Annotated in this window: 16 protein-coding genes; 12 read left to right on the top strand and 4 right to left on the bottom strand. The window is 34.7% G+C overall.

Annotated elements, in window-relative coordinates; all coding sequences use genetic code 11:
• Positions 1 to 185: 185 nt before the first annotated feature.
• Complete coding sequence (alaS, locus tag CHRY9293_RS00830) at positions 186 to 2,789, bottom strand: alanine--tRNA ligase (RefSeq protein WP_162031169.1); 2,604 nt, start codon at positions 2,787 to 2,789, stop codon at positions 186 to 188.
• A gap of 562 nt (positions 2,790 to 3,351) precedes the next feature.
• Here alaS and msrB point away from each other — a divergent pair.
• Complete coding sequence (gene msrB / locus CHRY9293_RS00825; protein ID WP_162031168.1) at positions 3,352 to 4,449, top strand: peptide-methionine (R)-S-oxide reductase MsrB; 1,098 nt, start codon at positions 3,352 to 3,354, stop codon at positions 4,447 to 4,449.
• Between the two features lie 165 nt (positions 4,450 to 4,614).
• Positions 4,615 to 5,832: an IS4 family transposase gene (locus tag CHRY9293_RS00820; protein WP_162031167.1), complete on the top strand. Its 1,218-nt coding sequence runs from the start codon at positions 4,615 to 4,617 to the stop codon at positions 5,830 to 5,832.
• A 96-nt stretch (positions 5,833 to 5,928) separates the two neighbouring features.
• On the opposite strand, the gene CHRY9293_RS00815 is transcribed toward CHRY9293_RS00820, so the two are convergent.
• The 3 genes from CHRY9293_RS00815 to CHRY9293_RS00805 form a co-directional block, all read right to left on the bottom strand.
• Positions 5,929 to 6,774 carry an ABC transporter permease gene (locus CHRY9293_RS00815; protein ID WP_162031166.1) on the bottom strand — a complete coding sequence of 282 codons (846 nt, stop codon included), beginning with the start codon at positions 6,772 to 6,774 and terminating at the stop codon, positions 5,929 to 5,931.
• Positions 6,767 to 7,678: an ABC transporter ATP-binding protein gene (locus CHRY9293_RS00810; RefSeq protein WP_162031165.1), complete on the bottom strand. Its 912-nt coding sequence runs from the start codon at positions 7,676 to 7,678 to the stop codon at positions 6,767 to 6,769. Before CHRY9293_RS00810 ends, CHRY9293_RS00815 begins: the two co-directional genes overlap by 8 nt.
• Positions 7,679 to 7,823: 145 nt before the next feature.
• On the bottom strand, positions 7,824 to 9,062 hold the full coding sequence (locus tag CHRY9293_RS00805) for a site-specific integrase (RefSeq protein ID WP_162031164.1): 1,239 nt from the start codon (positions 9,060 to 9,062) through the stop codon (positions 7,824 to 7,826).
• Positions 9,063 to 9,906: 844 nt separating this feature from the next.
• Between CHRY9293_RS00805 and CHRY9293_RS00800 the strand changes: the two genes are divergently transcribed.
• The 10 genes from CHRY9293_RS00800 to CHRY9293_RS00755 all read left to right on the top strand — a co-directional run bounded on the left by CHRY9293_RS00800 (position 9,907) and on the right by CHRY9293_RS00755 (position 25,736).
• A complete protein-coding gene (locus CHRY9293_RS00800) occupies positions 9,907 to 10,527 on the top strand; it encodes a hypothetical protein (protein ID WP_162031163.1) in 621 nt (206 codons plus the stop codon).
• A 38-nt stretch (positions 10,528 to 10,565) separates the two neighbouring features.
• Positions 10,566 to 12,572 (top strand): hypothetical protein, encoded by a 2,007-nt coding sequence (locus CHRY9293_RS00795; protein WP_162031162.1) that lies wholly within the window; start codon positions 10,566 to 10,568, stop codon positions 12,570 to 12,572.
• A 452-nt stretch (positions 12,573 to 13,024) separates the two neighbouring features.
• A complete protein-coding gene (locus tag CHRY9293_RS00790) occupies positions 13,025 to 13,264 on the top strand; it encodes a hypothetical protein (RefSeq protein ID WP_162031161.1) in 240 nt (79 codons plus the stop codon).
• Between the two features lie 486 nt (positions 13,265 to 13,750).
• Complete coding sequence (locus CHRY9293_RS00785) at positions 13,751 to 14,401, top strand: response regulator transcription factor (RefSeq protein WP_162031160.1); 651 nt, start codon at positions 13,751 to 13,753, stop codon at positions 14,399 to 14,401.
• A 176-nt stretch (positions 14,402 to 14,577) separates the two neighbouring features.
• A complete protein-coding gene (locus CHRY9293_RS00780; RefSeq protein ID WP_162031159.1) occupies positions 14,578 to 16,449 on the top strand; it encodes a fibrobacter succinogenes major paralogous domain-containing protein in 1,872 nt (623 codons plus the stop codon).
• Between the two features lie 297 nt (positions 16,450 to 16,746).
• Positions 16,747 to 17,202, top strand: a complete 456-nt coding sequence (locus tag CHRY9293_RS00775) for a transposase (protein WP_228455431.1) — start codon at positions 16,747 to 16,749, stop codon at positions 17,200 to 17,202.
• Between the two features lie 102 nt (positions 17,203 to 17,304).
• Complete coding sequence (locus CHRY9293_RS00770; RefSeq protein ID WP_162031158.1) at positions 17,305 to 17,631, top strand: helix-turn-helix domain-containing protein; 327 nt, start codon at positions 17,305 to 17,307, stop codon at positions 17,629 to 17,631.
• A 96-nt stretch (positions 17,632 to 17,727) separates the two neighbouring features.
• The gene (locus tag CHRY9293_RS00765; RefSeq protein ID WP_162031157.1) at positions 17,728 to 20,097 is read left to right on the top strand and encodes a T9SS type A sorting domain-containing protein; all 2,370 of its coding nucleotides are present in this window, start codon (positions 17,728 to 17,730) and stop codon (positions 20,095 to 20,097) included.
• 31 nt (positions 20,098 to 20,128) lie between these two features.
• A complete protein-coding gene (locus CHRY9293_RS00760) occupies positions 20,129 to 20,356 on the top strand; it encodes a hypothetical protein (RefSeq protein ID WP_162031156.1) in 228 nt (75 codons plus the stop codon).
• A gap of 301 nt (positions 20,357 to 20,657) precedes the next feature.
• Complete coding sequence (locus tag CHRY9293_RS00755; RefSeq protein ID WP_162031155.1) at positions 20,658 to 25,736, top strand: GEVED domain-containing protein; 5,079 nt, start codon at positions 20,658 to 20,660, stop codon at positions 25,734 to 25,736.
• The last annotated feature ends 77 nt before the right edge of the window (positions 25,737 to 25,813 follow it).

Here is a 25,813-nt window from a genome sequence, read left to right as displayed (position 1 = left end):
CTTTTTTGTTGAGATTATATAATAGATTTTCCTATGGAATACTCTACGTTGTATAATAATTATGTATAGATTGGAAAAAATTATTTAATACAAAATCAGCTGTATTGTGTAATACAGCTGATCAAAGAATTTATCAGTTTCCTTTCAAAAAATAAGAAAGTTAAACCTCTATTTTAAATTATCATCTAGATGGTTAATGCTTTCTCATAAGCGTTTTCCAGACCGGCAAGGTTTTTACCACCTGCTGTTGCAAAACCTGGGTTTCCACCTCCGCCACCTTGAATTTCTTTTGCTAATTCCTTTACAATGTTTCCCGCTTGATAGTTGGTCGCTAAATCATCAGAAACACCAACCGTGATCATGGGTTTGTCATCGGCATTAGAAAGAATAATGGTAACAGAAGTAGGAATTTCTTTTTTCAATTGAAAAACAATATCTTTTACAGAGCCTGCATCAAGAGAAGTTTTCTTTACCAAAAGTTGTTTGTCTCCTTTTAGTTCATAAGAGCTTTTCCAGTCTCCGATTTCTCCTTTTGCTTTCTCTTTTTTAAGGGCATCAACTTCAGATTTTAAGGAGGTATTATCTTCAATAAGCTTTTCAATCGATTTTACAACATCTTTAGATTTCAATAATTGAGAAAGTTCTATGATTTGCTTTTCCAAATTTTTGAAATATTCTTCAGATTTATCCCCGGAAATAGCTTCAATCCTTCTTATTCCTGCTGCTGCTGAACTTTCGGAAACGATCTTAAAATGTCCGATTTCGCTTGTATTCTTCACATGGGTTCCTCCGCAAAGTTCTTTTGAACTTCCAAATTGGATCATTCTTACATAATCACCATATTTTTCACCAAATAGACCTGTCGCTCCTTTATCAAAAGCCTCTTGAATTGGAATGTTTCTGAATTCTTGTAAAGCAATACTTTCTTTAATTTTTTGGTTAACCTTATTTTCCACTAAAGTCAATTCTTCCTCCGTCATTTTATTGAAATGAGAGAAATCGAAACGAAGATAATCAGGACCTACAAATGAGCCTTTCTGTTCAACATGAGTTCCCAACACTTCTCTTAAGGCTTCATGCAACAAGTGCGTTACGGAATGATTTGCCTGAGAATTTTTTCTATCAGTTGCATTTACTTTAGCATAGAAAACTGCACTAGCATCTTTCGGAAGTCCGTTGATTAAAGAAATGATCAGTCCATTTTCCTTCTTGGTATCTAAAACTTCAAAACTTTCCGTTGCATTTTCAAGGATGCCTTTATCGCCAATTTGTCCACCACCTTCCGGATAGAAAGGAGAATTGCTCAATACAACCTGATAAAACTCTCCGTCTTTATTTTCTACTTTTCTGTATCGGGTAATATAGGTGTCAGATTCAAATTTATCATATCCAACAAAGTTTTCTTCTCTCTCTTCTAACGTTACCCAATCGTACACTTTCTGTGCAGAATCTTGTTTAGAACGTTGTTTCTGCTTTTCCATTTCTGCTTCAAATCCCTTTTCATCAATGGTTAAGCCTCTTTCTTCAGCTATAATCCTTGTTAAGTCGCCAGGGAAACCATAAGTGTCATATAGCTCAAATACTTCCTCACTAGGTAAAACTTTGGACTGATCTGCCATAGTTTGTTGAATAAGTTTTTCAACTCTGATGAGACCATTTTCAATTGTTTTTAAGAATGAGTCTTCTTCACTTTTGATCACCTCTGTTACTAACTTTCCTTGTTTTTGAAGTTCTGGAAAGAATTTTCCCATTTGTTGTTGAAGAACAGTAACCAATTCGAAAAGGAAAGGTTCCTTCATTCCTAAAAATCGATAAGAATAAGAAATAGCTCTTCTTAAAATTCTTCTGATTACATATCCGGCTCCTCCATTAGAAGGCAACTGCCCATCCGCAATAGCAAAAGAAACAGCTCTAATATGATCAACAACCACACGAATGGCAATATCTTTTTCGTCTTCTAAAATTCCCGTATATTTTTTACCAGAAAGTTCTTCAACCTTAGCTATTAAAGGAGTAAAAACATCGGTGTCATAATTGGAAGATTTTCCTTGAAGTGCCATACAAAGACGCTCAAATCCCATCCCTGTATCCACATGTTGGGCCGGAAGTTTTTCCAATGACTTATCTGCCTTTCTATTAAATTCCATGAAAACCAGATTCCAAACTTCTACTACTTGAGGGTGGTCATTGTTGACAAGTTCCAATCCGGAAACTTTGGCTTTTTCTTCCGGAGTTCTTAAGTCAATATGGATTTCTGAGCAAGGGCCACATGGACCGCTTTCACCCATTTCCCAAAAATTATCTTTTTTATTCCCGTTGATAATTCTATCTTCAGAAATATGCGATTTCCAAAAGTCATATGCATCTTGATCTCTTTCCAGATTTTCAGAAGAATCTCCTTCAAAAACGGTTACATAGAGATTTTCTTTCGGAATACCATACACTTCTGTCAAAAGCTCCCAGGCGAAAGCAATCGCCTCTTTTTTGAAATAGTCACCAAAAGACCAGTTACCTAGCATTTCGAACATAGTATGGTGATATGTGTCTCTTCCTACATCATCTAAGTCGTTATGTTTACCTGAAACTCTAAGACACTTTTGAGTATCAGCAATTTTAGGTGCAGTTGGTGTTTTATATCCTAAGAAAAAATCCTTGAATTGAGTCATTCCGGAGTTAGAAAACATTAAAGTAGGATCGTCTTTCAATACAATAGGTGCTGAAGGAACGATGAGGTGATCTTTACTTTTAAAATAATCTAAAAATTTTTGACGTATCTCTTGTGATGTCATATATAATGTTTTGCTTTTTAATAAATTTTGATAACACGCAAATTTAAGATTTTTAGCCGATTTGGTGATCATTTATATGATGTTTTGTTTTGAATTGTAATAAATGTAAAGACAGTAAGGACTATTTAATGTAAACTTTGCATTTTTTTATAGGGGTATTATTTTTTTTAAGGATGTATACCTAGTTATGGATTAGAACTTTCCGTTTTTTTTATAGAAATAAGACCATACAATGAATGAAAGAAAACCATTTTCTTTCCTTTTTCGTATATGATATTATAACCACTCGAGCAATGTCTAATACTATCAGTATAATAGAAATTATCATTGTAAAACTCTTAGAGTTTAGTGTGAAATTTGCATTCTCTTAAGGAATATTGTAAATGATATTGATCACTACTTTTCTTTACAATTTTAAACCATTTTTTTGAAATCTAAAGAGTTTGAAAAGTGATTATTGAAGTAGTAACCGTAGAATTTTTTCATCTTGAAGAATCTACTATTTTAGAATTAGAGTTAATGATTTTAAATGATAAAAATGAATACAAATAAAAAGATAAAAATGAGAAACATATTAATAGTACTCGGAGTTATTCTGGGAATCGCTGTTTTTGCTATGAAGTCAGGTATTTTAGAGAATTCTACAACTAAAATAGCCACTAAAGAAAAAGAAAATGAGATAACTATGAACAATAAAAACGTAAGAGAGATTTATTTTGCAGGGGGATGTTTTTGGGGAACAGAGCATTTCTTTCAACAAATTCGTGGTGTGGTAGGAACTGAGGTAGGATATGCGAATGGAAATAAAGAAAATCCTACCTATGAACAAGTGATAAGCCATACAACGGGTTTTGCCGAAACAGTAAAGGTGAAATATGATCCTGAACAAGTAGATCTGAAGCTTTTAATTGATTTATACTTTAAAACCATTGATCCCACAAGTTTGAACAAACAAGGAAATGATAGAGGAGATCAATACAGAACCGGAATTTATTCCACGGATAAAGAAACAGAAGCTATTGTAAAAGATGAAGTTCAAAAATTGGCTAAAAATTATAAAAAGCCTATTTTGGTAGAAACCATTCCTTTGAAAAATTTCTATAAAGCAGAAGATTATCATCAGGATTATTTAGATAAAAATCCGGGAGGATATTGTCATATTGAGCCGGGACTTTTTGAAATGGCTAAAAACGCTAATCCGCTTCCAAAAACTCAATATCAGAAGCAAGATAAAAAAGTTCTGAAAGAAAAGCTAACTGCGGAACAATATAAAGTCACTCAGGAAAATCAAACCGAAATGCCTTTTAAAAATGAATATTGGGATGAAACGCGTGAAGGTATCTATGTGGATATTACGACGGGGGAACCTTTATTTATTTCTACGGATAAGTTTGAAGCGGGTTGTGGTTGGCCTAGTTTTTCAAAACCAATTACTAAAAAATTAATTGATGAAAAAATGGATAAGTCTAATGGGATGACTAGAGTTGAAGTAAGAAGTAAAACTGGAGATGCTCATTTAGGACACGTCTTTAATGATGGACCTGCGGATAAAGGAGGCCTTCGTTATTGTATCAACAGTGCCGCATTGAAGTTTATTCCAAAAGCTGAAATGAAGGAAAAAGGATATGGAGAATATATTTCTCTATTAGAGAAAAAGTAAAAATAAATAAAGGTTGCGTTTTAGCTAGTCATGGTCGGAAGATTTTTCTTCCGACTTTTTCTTTTTAAGTATTGAAGATTATTGTTTTAAATAATTGACAATCAATCATTTAATTTGTTTTATTGTTTGATTTTTCGTATCTTTATTTCTGATAATCAATTATTTATGTCAGTTTTTAAAGATCATAAAACATCTCTTAAGCACGTTTTAGAATTTATTCCCGAAGCACTTTTAAGTCATCTTTCCGCAAGTACAAAAGTGGATTATTATAGCAAAGTTTTGCATGGAAGAAAAATATTTTATCTGCTTTTGTATTGCATTTTTGATAATGAAAAATTAAGCCAAAGAACGTTGGAAGATACTTTTAACAGCAGTGGATTCAAAGCCTTATTCGGTTTAGAGGAAGAGGAAAAGATTCGAAGGAGTTCAATTTCCGAGAGGCTTTCAAAAATTGATTCCAATTATTTCATAGAAATCTACGAGCAGATTTACGGAAAATTATCGGGACTTTATTCAAAGACCGAAATCGAAAAATACAACTTAATCAGGGTTGACAGCACTATTATTGCGGATACCTGTAACAAGCTTAGAGAAGGAATTGATCAGAAAAGTGGTAAGAAATTAGTAAAATTCAGTTTTTCATTTGATGGAATTTTACCAGCAGCCGTAGAGATTTTTACGGGACAGAAATATTCGGCAGAAGACAACGCACTTGCCGAGGCTGTTTTGAATCAGGTAAAGAAACAAGAGTATCACGATAATATTTATATCATAGATAGGGGTTTGCAATCTACAAGAACGATGAAGGAGTTTGAAAAAAAGTGTATAAAATTTATTGTTCGTTCCAAAGAAAACAGAAAATTTGAAGAGATTGAATCTTTTCTTAAAACAGAAAACCCAATAAAATGGGATGATTGGGAAGTTATTAAAGACAGTAGAGTAAAACTTTACACAGGAAAGCCTATACAAAACAAGCGGGGAAACCTACATTATCGGGAAGAGAAGGTGGAAACCTGCTTCCGATTGGTGGTCATCAAAAATGAAAAAATAAACAAAGAATTTTGGTTTTTAACAAATGAATTTGAACTTTCTGCCAAAGAGATTTCAGATTATTACAAAAAACGGTGGGATATTGAGGTATTCTTCAGGTTTATGAAACAAGAGCTGAATTTAAGCCATCTTGTTTCGCTCAACAAGAATGGAATGGAAGTAATGCTTTACATGACAATGATTGCCTCAATGTTATTGTTGATTTACAAAAAAGCAAATAATTTAGGATATAAAACAGCTAAAAGACGTATTGCAATGGAACTTAGAGATATGATAACTCCTGTTTTAATAGTTTTTGCAGGAGGTGAGCCCGCAAAAGTCTTCAAAACTTAAAACAAACAAAAATGGTCGGAATTTTCTTCCGACTATGACTAGCGTTTTAGCAACCTTTATTTATTATATTGACAAACCTTGAAGTAATGATAAATGCTACCAATCTCTCTTCTTGAGAATCCAGTATGATCCTAAAATAAATATCATACACCAAACTAAGCAAGTAATCATACTTTCTGTAGGATAATGAAATTCATATTTTAAGCCCATCATTTTTGCTAATTTCAGTCTCATGATGGGGTTTGGAATAAGGTTAGACATACTTTCCAAGGGTAAAAGATGGGAGATAAAGAAATCATTTTGTAAAACTTCATTTCTCTGAGGGCCTTGAAGTCCTTTCACCTTTTGAAAAGTTTCTATCCCCACAAAAATTCCTTCAATAATCCAGTATACAAAAAATGCCAGAAATACAAACATTGATTTTCTTAATACAATAGAAAGGAACATCAAAAAACAGAAAAAGGTAAATAACTTTACAAAATAGTTTCCTATAAAAAACATTTCTTTAACAACATTTTCTGAGTCTTTTACATTAGAATATTGGTATCCTAAAAATAAAGTAATTACTAATACAAATAAAGTCGAGATGATAGTGAAAATAGTAATAGTAAGTAATTTTGAACCAATAAATTCTTTTCTGCTCAGTCCATCAATTGTATTTTGTTTGAACATCCTATTGCTAAACTCTTGAGAGATAGAGAAAACAATGATGAGCCCAAGGAAAATTTTTAATAATGCTACAATCCAGGTCGTAAAATTCCATATTTCAGGAAAGTTATAAATTCCTTCTTCTTTTAAATTAAACGTTCCACCGAGAAGATTGAAATCTACGAGACCAATAAAAAGAAGAGCAATTAAAATAGCAAAATATAAGAGAGTGAAAATCTTGAAAGGTTTATAATTCAGATTTTTATAATATTCAATTTTTAATAATTTAAGCATGGTTCTTCGTGTTTTTTACAAGTTCGAGGAATTGAGTTTCGAGAGATAATTTTTTCTTCACCAAGTGTGATAAATAAATACCTTTTTCACTAAGTTTTTGATTGAGAGTAGAAGCAGAAATAGAGGCGTCATCGCGTATTTGAGCTTTAATCACCTCGCCTTCCTGTTTCACACTAGTAAACCATTGTAATTCTTCTAATGCATTTATTAATAGCGTATTGTTGTCTGCTTTTAATTCAAAGTATCCATTATTGGCAGTCATTTCGTCAACTCTTCCACTATAAATGGAGTTTCCTTCTTTCAATACAATTACATGGCTGCATATTTTTTCAATTTCGTCCAAAAGGTGGCTTGCAATAATAATGGTGATACCTTGTTGAGCAATATTGTTAATGATTTCTCTTATCTGAATAATTCCTTCAGGATCAAGACCATTGGTAGGTTCATCAAGGATCAATACTTCCGGGTTATTGAGCAGTGCAGAGGCAATGGCCAAACGCTGTTTCATTCCTAGTGAATAGGTTTTAAATGGGTCTTTTTTTCTCTCTAGTAATCCTACTGTTTCTAAGACTTCATCTATTCTAGGGTAAGGCGTACCTTTAATTTCGGCAACAATTTTTAAATTGGTTTCAGCACTTAAATAAGGATAAAAATTGGGTTGTTCTATAATCGCTCCGATTTTTTTTAAAGTATCAGAATCTGTACCTTTTTTACCAAACCAATACCAATCGCCGCTTGTAGGATTAATGGTGGAAAGAAGCATCCCAAATGTAGTAGATTTTCCACTACCATTGGGGCCTAAAAGACCATATACATTGCCTTTTTCAACATCAAAAGAAATATTATTGACTACAATTCTCTTAAATTTTTTTGTCAAATTTTTGACAGATAAAATTTTCTCCATGTAATTTGTTTTTACATAATAGTAGTCTGTTAATATTATAAAATGTTACAGTTTTTAATATGATTAAAGGGTTCTATATTGAATTTTATTAAGTTAACTTTAAATGCGCAAGAATCATATAGGGTTTATTGGAGGGGGTGCTTTTTTAACTTTTTTCGGTATACATTTTTTCGAAGTAATTTCCTAGTGTAATGACTCTTTCATGATTGACGGGATTAATGTAATTAAGAAACATTTTTTCGGTGGTATGCCCTGTGGCTTGCATTAGCAAAGGAGTAGGAATTTTACCATAAAAATTAGAAGCAAAACTTCGTCTTCCTATATGGCTGCTGATATTTTGCCATTTTTCAATCTGTACATCTTTCGTTCTGAATCCTGCTCTTTTTCGAGCTTTAACAGGTTCTTTAATTCCAGCTAATTCCGCAATTTTTTTGATATGTATATTGTATAAGGATTTGTTCATAGGCTGTGGAAAATCATTTCCATTATTTTTGAGGATTTTCAGTACCATGGGATGGAGAGGAAGGGTAATTTCTTTTCCTGTTTTCTTTTGAGTAAAAGAAATGCAGAGTTTTTCGTCAATTTTTGCTAATTGATTTTTCTCAAACCGCATAAAATCAGAAATTCGTTGTCCTGTATAGCAACTTATGAGTAACCAGTCTTTTGCTCTCTGCAGGTCTAGAGGCACTTGAGTTTGTTTTATCTTTTTAATTTCTTTTTCATTAAGTGTGATTACTCTTTTGGGAGTTTTGATTTTTGGAATTTCCAAGCTCCTTACCTCGGTTCTGATTCCTCTTCGCTCTGCAAAATTCAGAATGGTTTTTACAAATTCCAATGTTCTTTTAAGGGTGCTTTCTGTATACTGTTCATTTTTTCCAAAAGCATAAAATGTATGGATAAAATTAATATTGATATCTTCCAACATGATATGCTGGTTAATAGATCCTTCAAATTTTTCAATAAGCTTTAAAAAAACAAGGTACCTTCTATAAGTGGATAAACAGATTGTTTCTTTTTTGATCTCCAAATATTGAGCTATCATTTCTAAGAGGCTATTTTCGGGATATTTTGTTTCATTGTTTGAGCAGATTTTTTTGATGACTGTTGATATTGTTCTTGAAGAAGGTGCTTTATCCTTTTTTTTGCTCTGTATCAGTTCTCCCAATGCTACTTTGATGGCGTTGAGCTTTGCATTGATTTCCTTGTACTTCTTACAATAGATATTTTTTGGTCGTTGTTTTTCATTGTCCCATTCTTTTTGCTCGATATACAATGAGGTTTTAAAATAAGATGTCTGATTTGCTTGATTTTTTTGACTAAAAGATATACAAATTTGATTTTTAGAATTGGGAGATTTTTGAGAAAGATAATAGGCCAAAATCATGGGGTAATTTTTTAAATTAATTTCAAAATAATGGCAAAAATAATAAAAATAATTAGTCTATAACAGACTAACAATAAAACACAATAGAATTATGATTACTAAAGTACAATTGAAAACAATAGGGAATATTCTACTCAAGACTATGCTAGCGGTATTGGCGTTTTTACTTCCTATTATTTGTATGATGGTAATTTTTTAAGAAATTTTGATTATAGGTCTAACCCATATAGTATATGATGAAAACAATAAATTATTTTTTTCTTTCCATGAGAGTTTTCTGCTTGTTGCTGAATTTGGAAGCAATGATCTTCTTGAAGAATTATAGATACGAATATTCTTAATAAGAATTAGATTTTAAAATTTATATGAATTTATTGACTGTATTTGGTGAGATCTCAGACTATACTGAAAAGAGAAGTTTTTCTTTTAGTATGCTTAATAGATTTTATTAAAGTTTGCGAATTATTAAATAATTAGTAATAATAGCTTAAAAGGAGAAGTATTTTAAATAGTAGATTTTCAAACAGCTAAAAAGAAGGTAATATTTTTAATCGTGTCATGATTTCCTAAAGCTTACGGGTTATTCCTATTAGTGTGTAGTTTCTAGAAAGTGATTAATAAGTAATTATTTTTTATGATGAAACTATAAAGGATTTTATTTAAATGTGTTATCTCTTTTGTTATAAAATAGAATTATTTCATCATATTTTGTAACCCCCTCCAAGGGTTATATAATAACTAACCCTTGGTTCTCTTAAAAAAAATAGCAATTGCTTTCTATGTGGCAGACTGAATAAACTACTCTTTAAAATTCTTTATTATAATTAAAAACATTGATAGAAAAATGAAAAAACAATTTATTACGACAATGGCAACTGTGTTAGGTGTATTTGCTTTCGGACAAGTGGGAGTAAATACAAACACGCCTCAATCTACTTTAGATGTAGTAGGTACTACTACAGCAACTAAAGCAGATGGAGTACTTATACCTCGATTTACGGTAACTGAATTAGCGGCAAAAGATGCCGCTTACGGAGCTCCACAAAATGGAGTGCTGGTATTTGTTACTTCAGGAGTCGGATCCGCAGGGAAGACTTCGGATATTGCAGGAGCGGGTTTCTATTATTATGATAGCCCTACCTCTAAGTGGAAGGTAGCAGGAGGAGGTTCTGCTTCGGTAAATTTTAATGTTACAGATGAGAAAACAGATAATTATACTGTATTGCCTACTGATAATTTTATTAAGTTAAATATCAATACAACTGATAAAACATTAACTCTTCCCACTTCGGGGATTAGTGTGGGTAAAACAATTTATGTATCCAATATAGGTCTTCAAAATGTGGACATCTCCCCTTCTCCTAGAAATGATGCTTATAAACAGGTTCAGGCAAAAGCATCTGGAATATTGGTTTATCTAGGAGGTACAGGCGATGGGTCATGGGATTGGGTAACAGGATTTTAACTTTGTGAAAAGTGTAGTTATAATAAAACATACAAAAAATGAAAAATAAATTTATTAATCTAGAAAAAGTGCTCTCCATGGCATTCTTTCTCATGATAGGTTATTTTTACGGGCAAGTACGAATAGCTAATAGTGCAAATAATCAAGCGGCAGCAAATAGTTCGGCATTTATTGATGCCTCTTCTAATCCTGCTTATAATCTATCTCCTAATGTGGGTAAAGGATTATTATATCCACATACAGATTTAACAACATTTGCTGCTTTTTCTCAAGCGGCTTTTGGACTGGCTAATAACTATCCTTATTATTATGATGGTTTTATGGTTTTTAATACGGCTGTTACGGGCGTAGCGGGAGTTGGTTCTACAGAAGGAACCCTATGTCGTGGTTTTTGGTACTATGATAATCCTTCCAATGTTATATCAGGAGGTACTTGGAGACCTGTTCGAACATGCTCATCCTTCGGGCCAATAAATCCTTCTAATATTACTATTGATTGTATTGGAAGAACTATGACGGGTACTCTTACATCAGGAGTAGCAGCTTCAGGAGTGAGCGTACAGGTTCCTTATACAGGGGGGGATGGAACTGCTTATCCTGCTGGTGCGGGAATCGCTTCTACCGGGATAACAGGGCTTACTGCTACATTACAAGCAGGAACATTAGCTAATGGAAATGGAACGCTTACTTACATTATTTCTGGTACCCCTTCTGGTGTGGGTTCCGCTGATTTTACTCTTGTAGGCCAAAATTGTGCCTTTACTCTTCCTGTTGTTGGGGGTACTACACCTACTATTACCACACTTAATTGTGCGGGAGCCACTACAACAGGCACTCTTACAGAAGGAGCAGCTGCTTCTGGAGTAAGTGTACAGGTTCCTTATACTGGAGGAAATGGAGAAACCTATCCTGCGGGTGGTGCTATATCTTCTACAGGAGTAACGGGTCTTACAGCTACCCTTCAAGCAGGAACATTGGCTAGTGGTAACGGAACCCTTACTTATGCTATTTCCGGAACTCCTTCGGGGACGGGCACGGCTAGTTTTGCTATTTCATTTGGAGGCCAAAGTTGTACATTTACAGTTACTGTAGGAAGCTTAAATCCTACGATTTTAGTACTTGATTGTAGTGCAGGTGTAGATACGGGAACTCTTACCCAAGGAATAGTAGCCTCAGGAGTGGGTACTTTATTACCTTATTTAGGAGGAAACGGTGTTTCTTTTCCTGCAGGCCCACTGGTGCCTTCTACGGGAGTATTAGGGCTTTTCGCTCAAGTTCAAGCAGATACCTTATTGAATGGTAGCGGGTCCTTGAATATTCATATAAGTGGTACACCTCTTTCTTCCGGGATTGCCAGCTTTACTATATCTTTTGGTGGACAAACTTGTACCCTCACTAGGGTGGTTACAGCAGGGGATTCAGTGGTGATGTGTGGATCTTCCAAATCTTGGAGCAGATATAATCTCGGAGCAGATACCAATCAGAACCCGGATAATCCTACTGTAAATAGTATAGGTAATTATTATCAATGGGGAAGAAGTGCAGTAAGAGGTACAGCAATGGATTTAGGTCCTGTGAGCGGATGGGATGATTCTAATGCTATACCTGATAATTCATGGAATCTAGGAACAGAAGCCTCTCCTATTAAAAACGTAGGCAATGATCCATGTCCGTCTGGTTATCGTGTTCCTTCAGCTACAGAATGGACTACCTTATATAATAATAATACGGCAACATTAATAGGGACTTTTACTTCTGATGTTAATAGTTTTGACTATTTGGGTGCAGCTTTAGTGCTTACTTGTTCATCAAATAATGCTAAGCTAACTTTTCCTGCGGGTGGACTTCGTAGAACGAATATGGCATCAGGTGTGCTCGTCGGGCAAATTTATGGCTTTAATGCATCTGGTAATTACTTTGCTAGTACTCCAGGTAGCAGTAGTACATTTGGTTATACCTTTACTTTTGATTCATCGTCTGTAAATCTTTATGCTGGTGGATATCAGCGTTCTAATGGAAACACAATACGTTGTATTTCGGAATAAAATATTATAGATATTAATTTTCTTAGTTCCACAGAGTTCTAAAAAAATTAATGTATCAGTGGTATAAAGCGTACGGATTTTATCGAATTTAATAGAAAATGATGGGATCTACAAGGTGCTGTCAGTACATTTTGGGAACATATTAAAGGACTTTATTAAAGTTGTCCATTACACTACAACCAATTTCACATATAATTTGAGTTTTGGAAAAATCAGAATATGTTTCTCACTGTACTGACGCATATCTCAGATGTTGTATAATAATAAGTATTTTTTATTAAAATCATTATTTGTAATTAAAATTTGTCACCACTTTAATCCTTTGTCCAAGGGTTAATTTGTTAGCCCTTGGACTTTAATTATTTTGAACATACATGAAGAAATAAATTTACACTTTTTGGCAAAGCATAAAATTAGATAAACCCATTATTAAAGAATCACAAAAAAAGAATATGAAAAATATAAAGGATGAAAATCAATGTTCGATCTTATTTATCCAAACGATATTGGATTTGTACTGTCTTAAAGAAACGATGAAAGCCATAGAGTCACAGCAACTTGATGGGACAGAAATAAATCAACTGAAGGATATAGAAAGTAATATTAAAGAAGTGGAAGAAGAATTGGATATTATTTTTGAAACCCAAGCTTCTAATCAAGGTACTTTAGAATATTTTTCTTTGAAAAAATGATGTAAATAAAAAAGAGTTAGAAACTTCAAAATATTTTTCCTACTAATATTTCACATAGAATTAATAAACATAATACAATTTTTTTAACATTTAGGGAGTTATGGTGGGTTTTATTTAGGCTTCCATCTTAAAAAATAATTCTGACTTTCATAAAGGATAAAATCGCTTTCAGTTAGTTTTTATCATAAGTTTTTTTATCTGGGAAGGTTTTCATCGTTCCTTCCCGGTTTTTAATAATAAGAATACATGATCTGGTTGAACCAAGATTAGATGGGTTACCTATAATATTTCTTCTGTATTCGGTCAAAAGATAAGAAGAAAAAATTCTCTTTCATATCTATTCCATGCAAATGAGAGTAATACAAAAGTGTAGGCTAAGTATTATAAACTTTAAAAGAAAAGATTTAACCCGACACAATGAGTTTGCCCATGAATAACTGACCTGTATTCTAAAATGAATGAATATCATTAAATAAAGATAAAACAATGAATAAAATGGTACTTATTGCGGATGAGCATTGTGTGTCTATGGAAGGGATGACTTTTATTTTAAAAAGTATGAGTCAAGATATTGTAATAGATAGAGCATATAATAAGGAGGAGCTTATGAAGCTGGTGGAAAAAAAAGAGTATATACTTCTTATTTTGGATATTGCCCTCTTAGGTGATGTGTATGATTCTCCGGTAAAAAAGATAAAAGAGAGGAGTTCGAATCTTAAAATTATGATTTTTACCGCTTGTAAAGAAGATGTAATGCTTCGTTATCTTTATGAGGGAGCCGAAGCTTTTGTCTATAAGTCCGATGAAGAATCCGAAATCCGTACTGCTCTTGCTTCTATTTTTACACGTGGGTATTATTATCAGCAGGAATTGCTGTATGATTTGATCCACAAAAATCAACTCAAGTCCTTTTCTCGTGTAGGATTAGAGATTTTATCTGAGAGAGAAAAACAAGTGTATTGTTATTTACTCAAAGGAAGTGGACCTCTAGAAATTGCTAATGCCTTAGGGCTTCACCAATCTACAGTAAGTATATATAAAAAGCGGCTTTTTAAGAAACTCAACGTCCATTCTTTGGTAGACTTGATAGAGTATAATAATGGGAAAAAGGTTTTTCTTCCATATTGTAAGGGATAGCGATAAAATAAAAAGCCTCATTGTGATAGCCACATTAGATTTAAAAAAATTAAGAAAAATTCAAAGAATGATATTTCAATTTAAACTCTGTTCTCTTTTTTAAAAACTATGAATTATAAAGATAATTACTATGTAAAATTCTCTTATGATAAGAATTAAATTAACAGACTATAACAATGAAGAAAACAAACTTATTATTTTACATGCTTTTTGGAGCAACGGCTTTTGGTCAGGTAGGAGTCAATACGATCTCTCCGAAGGCTACCCTTGACGTTACAGCAAAAAATACCGATGGAAGCACAGCAGAAGGGGTTATTGTCCCCCGTCTTACTGGAAATCAATTGTTTGCTGCTATAGCTTCTAATGTATACAGTATGGATCAGCATGGATCTATGGTATATGTATATGAACCTGCAGATTTGGATAAACAAACAGGTCAAACACAGAATATCAATGACTTTGGGTTTTATTACTTTGATGGTTATGAGAATAGATGGGATAAATTAGGAAGTGTGGGTACAATTTATAGAACTGATGGGACGTTGACCAGCTCACGTCATGTTACAATGGATGGGAATAATTTAGGTTTTACGGGTGGAAGAATTGGTATGGGAACTTCTTCCCCTGATCCTTCCGCTATATTGGATTTGACCAGTACAACAGATGGATTTTTACCTCCTCGTATGACAAAGGTCCAGATGGATGCGATACAATTTCCTGCCCGAGCCCTTGTGATCTATTGTACGGATTGTTTTGGAGGGATGGGATGTATTATGGTAAATGATTCTATGGATCCATCAGTGCCTAAATGGGGATCTTTGTGTTCTACGAATGTTCCTACAGGAGATATAGATGTTCTTCAGTGTACAGGAAGTACCACCACGGGAACTTTGCATTCAGGAATTGCAGCCAGTGGAGTAACTACTACGATCCCTTATACAGGAGGTAATGGAGGAACATATTTCGCTGGAGCGTTTGATTCAGCAGGGGTGACCGGTCTGATAGCTAATTTACAGGGAGGAAGTTTGTCTAGCGGTAATGGAAACTTTCATCTCATGATTACAGGAACACCTTCCGCAGTGGGTACTGCAAGCTTTGATATTATGATAGCGGGAAAATCTTGTACATTTACGGTACCTGTGGATGATTTTACGGCGAGTGTTACTTCTCTTACGTGTAGCAGCGCTACGTTTATGCCTAATGCTATTACGCAAGGGCAAGCCTATAGCGGTACTCTTACCGTTCCTTATTTAGGAGGTAATGGAGATACTTATCCTCAACAGCAATTTAATCAAAATGGACTAACCTTTACTCTTCCTGCCGGAGCCTTGGCTACAGGTGCGGGGAATTTAGTTTATAATATTACAGGTACTCCAACTAGTGCTATTACGATGAGTATTCCCATTAATTTTGGTAGTATATCTTGTAATGTTTCTAAAGTAGTATCTACATCTGGCAGTGGTGGTACTGTGGTAATGTGTGGAAATGCAAACGCCTGGGCTACTCATAATTTGGGAGCTGACACGAGCTTAGATCCCCATGTTGCAGTAAAAGAAATTCACGGTAATTATTACCAATGGGGTATTTTAGTTCCCGTTGCCACGGTTGATACTCCTCCTGCAGCAATCAGCGGGTGGAATACTCAAAATGCTCCTAATAGCGCTTGGAATTCAGGTACTGAAATAGCTCCTGTCAAAACTGGCTTAGATCCTTGCCCTGCGGGCTTCCGTGTTCCCACAAGAACAGAATGGGTAAACTTAGCGAACAACAATTCTGTAAGTCGTCAAGGAACATTTGTGCTGGATCCTACAAATTTTGGCTCTGCTTTGTCGTATAGTTGTGGAACCAATAAGATTACTCTTCCAGCTTCTGGGGTACGCTCCGGCTTTAACGGGGCTTTGGACTTCCGTGGCTACTACGGCTACTATTGGAGTTCCAGTGAGGTCAATACCTTCGGTTATGACCTGTTCTTCGACAGCGGTACAGTTACTGCAGCAGCTACCTCTAACCGTACTTACGGGTTTCCGGTTCGTTGTATAGCAGAATAGTATTAAAGGTTTATATATGGGATGTATAATTCAGTCGAATAAAAGCCCAGGAAATGATTAGAATAGGGAGTGGCTTTGGAGTAATAAAGAAGTGTAATAGCTCCCGGAATAATCTGATAAAGAAAAAGAATGTTGATCATTCTATATTTTGCATCCTTGTTCAAGGGTTATACCAATAACCTTTGAACTCTTTACTCCAGTTATTCTTTGTTAGCCTATTGAATATCATTTTGAAATAGGATTTTATCTTCCATATTTTAAGTGATATCACTTAAAACAAATAAAAAAGACACCATTATGATTAACAAAAAAATCAATTTCAAATATATCCATATAGGGGATTTAATTCAACTGAAAGTAATAGAGAATGGGCTTTCTCTTTCTTTTCTCTGTAAGACTTTTAATTGTAGTGAGAAGGAGGTCTCCGATATGTATACTGCGGAAACATTAGATACAGAGATTTTGCTTATTTGGAGTAAGCTTTTGGGGTATGATTTTTTCCGGATTTATTCGGAGCATCTTATTTTGTATTCTCCTCAGACAAGAGTGAATACAAAAGATTCGGAGAAGGTCACTATTCAAAAAAAGAAGGGTGAGTTTCGTAAAAATATTTACACTCGGGGAATGATTGAGTTTATCCTGGAAAGTTTGGAGCTTGGAGAAAAACAATATAAAGAGGTTCTTCAGGTGTACGGTATTCCCTCTAGTACCCTTAATAAATGGATGGATAAATATAAAAAGATTGAGGATTAAATCTTTTTGAGTAAAGAACGTAGGGAATGTTTACTCTGTATAATGATAATGGAGCTTTTTATGATATTTCCCTTTGATTATTAATTATAAAAAATATAAAACATGATAAAATCTAATGTTAATTATCGACTAATCTTTCGTGATATTCTAGAAAAGAAATACCCTGAAAAAAAAGGTAAATGCCAAGGTCTTTTGGATAAAGAAAATTTATCTGTATTAGATATTATTGAACTCAATAAACGGATATTTGGTCCTGTAGATCAAGAAACCGATAGATTTGATCAAAGTCACCGATCCTATAATCAAGCGAGTATCTTACAAATTTTAGATTATCAGAAAAAGAATCATTTAAATAATACCCAGGTTGCAAGGCATTTTAAGCTTAGCCGTCACACGGTAGCAGAATGGAAAAAACGCTATTTGGTGTAGCGATTTGAGAGGGAATAAGAAAAATAAGTGTATGGATCAATTTTGTACCCAATCTTTCATCCTCATCTATCTAAACTAAATTTTTTACAACTAACCATGACTACAAAATTACGACAAAAAATGCGTATTGCTTCTGTATTTGCAATACTGGGGTTGAGTACCCCTTTGTTGGGACAAACCTATTTTACACAGGATTTCAGTTCCTCTAATACGGTTTCAGATTACGCTACAGGAGCGGCTAACCGTTTTAATGCGATCAACATATCTTCGGGGATTGCGGTATCAACTTGGAGTATCGATACCGGATCCTTGAAGTTTGATAAATTGGGATTAGGTAGAAACGGATATCTCACAAAGACCGATTTTGCTTCTTCTTCCAATACGGTCTTATTAAAATTCAATTATAAATTATCTTCTGTAGTAGGGCTCACTTCCGTGGCTTCTATTTATGTAGGAGATAATTTTACTACGACTACTGTGGCCCCTACAGCAGCTAATATTCATACCCAAGTTAATCTGTATGATTTATTATTGGGAACGGGTCTTTTGATTGCTAACCAATTTATTACTGTTTCAGTATATATTAATAATGGTTCTTCTTCTATCAAATATATAGGTCCTAATGGAGTTCTGCAAACATTGGCTGCAGACCAATATGATGTTTGGTCCAATACGGTAAAAGGGACAGGTGGTTCTGCGACAACAGGTACGATGCCTCTTAATGATTTTAAAATAGTTTCCAGTCAGAATATTATTGGTTCGGCTTTTTTTGATGATTTTAATGTAGGAGCGATTCCTCCTCCGACCACGACCTGGAATGGCAGTTCTTGGAGCAACGGAGTACCTACCATTGATTATATAGCGATTATTGATGGGAACTACTCGGGAGCTGGTTTTACTGCTCAAACCCTCACGGTTAACAACGGAAGAACTTTTTCACCCAGTGGAACAGTTAACACGGGAGATATGGTTAACAATGGAAGTATTGTGCTTGGAAGCAGCCAAAGCGTAGTTCAGTCTTCAGGAAGTTCTTATTCAGGTTCAGGAAATATTACTTTAAATAATGGGGGAACTTATACTTTAAGTGGAAACAGCAGTTATAATGGAAGCGGAAATATAACCATCAATGATGGAGGAAACTTTATCCAAGGAACTGGAAGTACATACAATGGTACTGGAACATTCTCTGTAAACAAAAATAATGGAGCTCAGGTGGATAAGTATGTTTTCTGGGGAATTCCTATTACGCAAAGGAATGTATATACTTTATATACAGGTTATACTTCCCAATACGCTATGACATATAATACAGCAACCAATTACTACAATACCCTTACTAATCCTACCAATTCCACACCAGGAATAGGATATTCAATAAAGATTCCTAATGCTAGTGCACCAGTAACTTTTACAGGAATACCTAATAATGGAAATATTAGTGTACCTCTTACGATAGCCAGTTTGAATTATAATTTGGTAGGGAATCCTTATCCTTCTAATATAAATCTTCGAAACTTTTACTTGGCCAATCAATCGTTAATAGGCTCTACTCTTTGGTTTTGGGATAGTTCCGTAAATCCTGTTATTACCCAGAATGGAAATACTACACAAAATAATGGTTATTCGACCTATAATGCAGTGAGCCAAATTTGGGTAGGAGCTCCTACTACCACAGCCCCTACTAATACGACAGCAAAACTCGGCCAGGGATGGATTGTAAAAGGGTCAGGTGCAGGAAATTTGGTCTTCAATAATTCGATGAGGGATTCCTCTCCTGGTGTATCATATAATAAGACGAATGAGAGTAATGAGGAAGGTAAATATTGGTTGAGGTTAACTGCTCCTTATGGAACTTTTACTACTCAGGCGGTATCTTACATGCAAGGAGCTTCTTCAGCTTATGATTCTTACGATTCGAAAGCTTTAAGCTTAGGTTCGGATGCTTTCTATAGCTTAGCAGACACAGAAAAAGTAATTATTCAAGGACGAAGAATTCCTTTTAATGATAATGATATTATTCGTTTAGGGAATAAACATCTTGAGTCGGGTAGTTTCACTATTTCTCTAGATGGAACAGAAGGAATATTTACGGGGGAACAAGCTATTTATCTTCATGATAAACAGTTCGGGACATATACAAATTTACAAAACGAATCCTATACATTTTCCGCTCAGGAAGGAGAAAATTCTAATCGCTTTGAGATAGTATATAAACAGCCTTCTTTAGAAGTATTGGAAAGTTTGAACTCTGAATCAAAAGAGGTGAAAGTGTATAGAGAAGCAGATGAATTTGTGATATCGGCTTTGAAAAAAATAGAAAAAGTATCCATCTATGATGGTTCTGGAAGATTAGTAAAAGAATTAAATGGAGGGCAAGCTAATATAAAATTTTCCGTTGCTCCGGGCTATTATCTCTTGAAAATAAAAATAGGAAATCAACTGATAATTAGAAAAATTACAAAATAAAATCATAAAGTAAAATCAAATTAGACGAAACATGAAAAAAATGGTATTAATCCTCAGTATGATAATATCTATAAGTATGTATGCTCAGGAAGATGAAGTCCCAGCCGAACCAGGAGATCCAGCGCCTATAGGAATGTATATTCCTGCATTATTGATTATAGGAGTAGGATTGACAATATATCATGCAGTAAATAAAAACCAAAAAATTGGAAACAAGAAATGGATAAAACATGAGAAATACAGTAATAAAAATGTATAAAACGACTGAAGGATTTTTGATATCAACAACTTATAAAGTGAAGTTGACTGTATATCATGTATTCAATAGAATAGCAGATAACTTGAAAAGATATCGATAGAAATATAGAAATAGATGTTTAAATAACCATAAAACTAAAAATAATTAAGCACAACGGGGAGCAAATAGTATTAATCGTTATTATGATGGGTTTACTAACATCATAAGCAGGAAGAATAATTAAAGAATGCGGTATGAATTTTTGCAATTTGTTTCTTATAAGCGATAAAACTTCTATAGTACTAATCTAAAATTCATTTTTATGGAAAGATTAAAATACAACTTTTTAAACCTTTATGTCCATAGCTTATCCCTTATTATTTACTTGGGGATGATGGCTTTGATAGGAAAGGTTCATGCCCAAACTTTTCTTACAGAAAGTTTTAATTATCCTCCCGGGACCTTGTTGACCAATACGCATTGGTCACAACAAACTGTAGGATCTCCTGCTATTATGGTTGGTAACGGTAATCTTATTTATCCAAATACCATAGGAGATAATATAGGAAATAAGGTTAGCTTAGCTAATAGTGGAGAGGATCTTTACCATGCTTTCACTGCTGCAACTTTAAATGCATCGACTCCGGGAGTTTATTCTTCTATGATAGTTAATGTTTCTGATGCACAGGCAGGAGGAGATTTCTTTTTTGCCTTAGGATCTTTTGCTCCTACTGCAAGTCTGTATATTAGATCCAATGGAACCGGATTTAGTTTTGGAATAGGAAAGAGTGGAACAACGGCTGAGTATGAAAACCTAGTAAGACCTTTTAATACAAATATTAAGGTGGTTTTAAAATATGAATTTGTAACCGGATCTCAAAATGATCAGGTAAAATTATATATCAATCCTTCTTCCGGATCTGAGCCTGCAATTTCGGATATTGTAACAGCACCTTCAGTTGCTGATATAAACTCATTAGCTACTGTTTATCTTTATCAAGGAGATGTTACGAATGCTCCTACTTTGGAAGTGGATTGTATCAATGTGGGAAGAACATGGGAAAGTGTTACAGCGGCTATATTTGATTATGGAGATGTACCCTCTAATTATGACTTTACGAAAGATGGAGTCCATGTACCGGCTAAACACAAAATAATGACAGGAGTTTCATTGGGAAATATTCTACCAGATACAGAATATGAAGCTAATAGTGTTGGACTGGGTGCTGATAATAATGGAACAAATGGTGACGGTATGGATGAAGATGCTATAGATGTTTCTGTAAATCAAATCAGAAAAGGAGTGGGATATACCCTTAATATACCTTTAAATAATACATCCGGGACGAAATATCTGTACGGTTGGATTGACTTTAACAATGATGGAAAATTTCAAGTTGAAGAAGCCACTACTGCTGATTTTGCCACGGGAGGAAGCAGCATTCAAAATCTTACCTGGTTACCTACGCAAACCTCTACTATTGCTCCAGGAGCAGCTAAACTATATATGAGATTAAGGTTATCCGACAGAGTTTTAAATGATTTTACTACGCCGGCAAATGGTGGAGCTGTATTAGACGAAAGAAGTATAGGGAATGGTGCTACTTCATCAGATAACTTTATTGGGTATCTTTCTGAGTCTAATGGAGAAGTAGAAGACTATCAAATTGAAGTTGTTAATACCTATGAATACGGAGATGTTCCTTCCTCTTTCGAAAATGATAAGGAAGGAAATGCTTTACCTGCCGTCCATGCCCCTTTAACAGGATTTTCCCTAGGTTCTCTTATCGATTTTGAGGCAGCTCCAAACAGTGTGGTTTTAGGGGCTGATAATAATGGGACTAATGGAGATGGAGCAGATGAAGATGGACTTGCTCCCTTATTAAGTGTTATTCGCGGAGTGTCCTATACCATTTCAGTTCCTATAAGTATCCCAAGTTCTTTAAGTGGATGGAAATATTTATACGGATGGCTTGATCTCAATGGTGATGGCCGTTTTCAAGTAGGCGAGATCGCTACTAGTAATACTTCTAGTACTACTTCAGCTAATCTACAGTTAACATGGACAGCTGCTCAAACTAATCAGATAGCTTCTGGAACCTCTAAAATTTATTTAAGATTACGATTATCCAATTTGGATTTACAAGATTTTACTACAGTAGCAACAGGGGGAGAAACTCTTGATGAGAGAAGTATTGGTAATGGAGTAACATCTGGTGGTGATAGTACTAATCCTCCTATTATCCCTTTTGGAGAAGTTGAAGACTATCAGCTTCCTGTAGATTTTTATGATTTTGGAGATGTTCCGGTTTCTTATGATAATGATAAAGATGGGAATTTTGTTCCTGCTGGTCATATCGCATTGGCGGGGCTATCCTTAGGAAATATAGTTCCTGATGTTGAACAGACACCTTACAGCGTATCTGCGATTGCTAACAACAATGGAATAAATGGAGATGGTTTGGATGAGGATGGAATAGATGTCTCTTTGAACCCGATAAGAAAAGGAATTTCTTATGTTCTAAATGTTCCTGTAAATAATCCTTCTGGTACCAAATATCTATATGGTTGGATTGATTTTAATAATGATGGAAAATTCCAAGTTGAAGAAGTGGCTACTACTTCTTTTGGAACAACAGGAAGTAGTACACAAATTCTGACATGGCCAACCGCACAGACTTCTACTATTGCTACAGGAGTTTCTAAACTATATATTAGGTTAAGGTTATCCGATAGATCGTTGAATGATTTTACAACAGTAGCAACAGGAGGGGCTCTTTTAGATGAGAGAAGTATTGGTAATGGAGCTACCTCAGCAGGAGATGCTACAAATTATGCAAATGCGGCAAATGGAGAGGTAGAAGATTATCAAATTGAGGTTGTTAATACCTATGAATACGGGGATGCTCCTGTCTCTTTCGAAAATGATAAGGATGGAAATGCTTTACCCGCAGTCCATGCTCCTTTGCCAGGATTTACATTAGGTTCTCTTATCGATTTTGAGGTAGGTCCGGCTTCAGTAACCTCTCCTAATGGAAATAATACTGTTGGTGATAACTCAATAGGATCAGCTGATGAAGATGCTTTACACCCATCACTTATTTCCATAAATAGTGGATTTGCTTTTAGTATTAATTTGCCGGTAAATCTTCCGGTTTCTTTAACAGGCACAAAATACTTATATGGATGGCTTGATTTTAATGGGGACGGTCGTTTTCAGGTAGAGGAAGTTGCAACCACAACCACAACCTTAAGCGGAGGTAAATATTTACTAAGTCTTACGTGGACAGCTGCTCAAACTGCTCAGATTACCTCCGGAACTTCTAAAATTTATTTAAGATTACGATTATCGGATGTAGATCTACATGATTTCACTACGGTGGCAACAGGAGGAATAACTCTTGATGAAAGAAGTATTGGTAATGGAGCAACGTCTAGTACTGATAGTACGAATGCTCCTACTACTCCTTTTGGAGAAGCTGAGGATTATCAACTTTCAGTAGATATTTATAATGTAGGTGATATTATCGATAAAGAGTTTTTGCTAACGGATGATTTAATAGACAAGGATAATACGACAGAATTAGTTCCTGTTGCTTACAATACAGAATACAATTCTAATGAATTCATTAATGATTTTATTGCTCATTGTAATACAAACAGAGATGTGTATTATGTAGCTGATAATGCTGGATTGAAATTTAATGTGGGACCGGGTTCCTTATATGATGATTATAGCGTTAATATTTATTTAAAATTCAATCCTTATCAAGGAGGATGGGCAAGGATTCTCGATGTAACAGATAATATGGTTGATAAAGGAATATATAGGTTAGGGGATAATTTAAATTTTTATCCTAATGGTGATGTGGGAACTGATTTATTAGCTAATTCGGCTAGTGATTATGTATTACTGACACTTACCAGAAATGGAAGTACAGGGTTGGTTAAAGTATATATTAATGGGTCTCCCGCATCTTCTTATAATGATATTGCAGGAGCCTATAAATTATCATCCTCAGGAAATTTTATCTTCATAAAAGATGATGTTGCAGTAACACATGAACAATCTCCTACCAATATTGCTTATATAAGAGTATCAAATTTTTTATTATCTGACCAAGAGGTTAATGAGACGTATAATAATATTTGCCAGACTATTTCTCCGGATGATACGGATACGGATATGGATGGGATTTTTAATAATGGTGATCTTGATGATGATAATGATGGTATCTTGGATTCCCAAGAAGGATGTGGAAATGTTACAGCAGCAGAATTTAATGGAACTTTTGGAACAACACTTACTGCTAGAGATCTTCAACATTCTCCTGGTGGTGGATATACCTTTAGTACTTCTGGTGATCCGGAAGGTACATATGCTGTTATCTCGAAGAATATACAATGGCATTCCAGTCCTGCATTATGGAATTATGCGGGACATACTACGGGGGCGATAGATGATGCGTATTTAGCTGTCAATGGATCTACCTCTGTAGGTACTTTTTATAAGGAAAGTTTAAACCTTACCAATGGGAATACCTATGCTTATTCATTTTGGCATGCAGCAGCTACTTCTTCTGATACATACAACCTTGAGTTGAGCATTGTAAGATTGTCAGATGGTGTGCAAGTAGCTTATGCAAATACCGGGGTACAGGGAGGAGCTGAATGGGAAAAACTAAGTATAAATTTTACTGCGACAAGTAGTGAAATGTATGAGGCGAGGATAATGAACTTAAGTACCACATTTGATTATAATGATTTCGCTATTGATGATATATCCTTTATAGCAGATTGTCAACTTGATACAGATGGAGATGGCATTCTTGATCATTTAGACTTAGATTCTGATGGAGACGGCTGTGTTGATGCTATAGAGGGAGATGAAAATGTTACTTTATCTCGATTGAATACTGATGGAAGTATTAATATAATAGCAAATGGAGGGATTAATACTAATGGAGTTCCTAACCTTGTGAATCCTGGAGGTGCTGCAGATATAGGGAGTGATGTGGGGCAGGGTATTGGAAGTTCTCGAGATAATACAATTCAGCCTTCGGGATGTACTAGCTGTTACAAACCGGCAATAACAACAGGAACTGTACTAGATACTCGGAATGGTATTACTGCCTTAGGCAGAGGAGGCAGTAGTGGAGATAATTGGCCTATGGTTCGAAAAGGAGCCTGGACAGCCTTAGAGGCTAAAACCAAAGGCTTTGTCTTAAACCGTGTACCATTTGATAGCTCTGGTAATCCTATTGGTATTTCTCAATCTAACTTTGTTGAGGGAATGATGGTATATGATACAACAAATAGTATTTTGAAAGTGTATACTACTACAGATAATGGAACTACATATAGTTGGTCATCTGTAGGCACACAAGCTTGTCCCGAATGATTAATAATTAATATTTTATATCTCGGCAGTATAGGTTTCTATCTGCCGAGATTAATCAACTATTAAATCCTATCAAA

Origin of the sequence: Chryseobacterium potabilaquae (assembly GCF_902728265.1) — a bacterium.
Taxonomy (GTDB): domain Bacteria; phylum Bacteroidota; class Bacteroidia; order Flavobacteriales; family Weeksellaceae; genus Chryseobacterium; species Chryseobacterium potabilaquae.
Note: the sequence above shows the minus strand (reverse complement) of the source record. Positions and strands in the feature narration are given on the sequence as shown.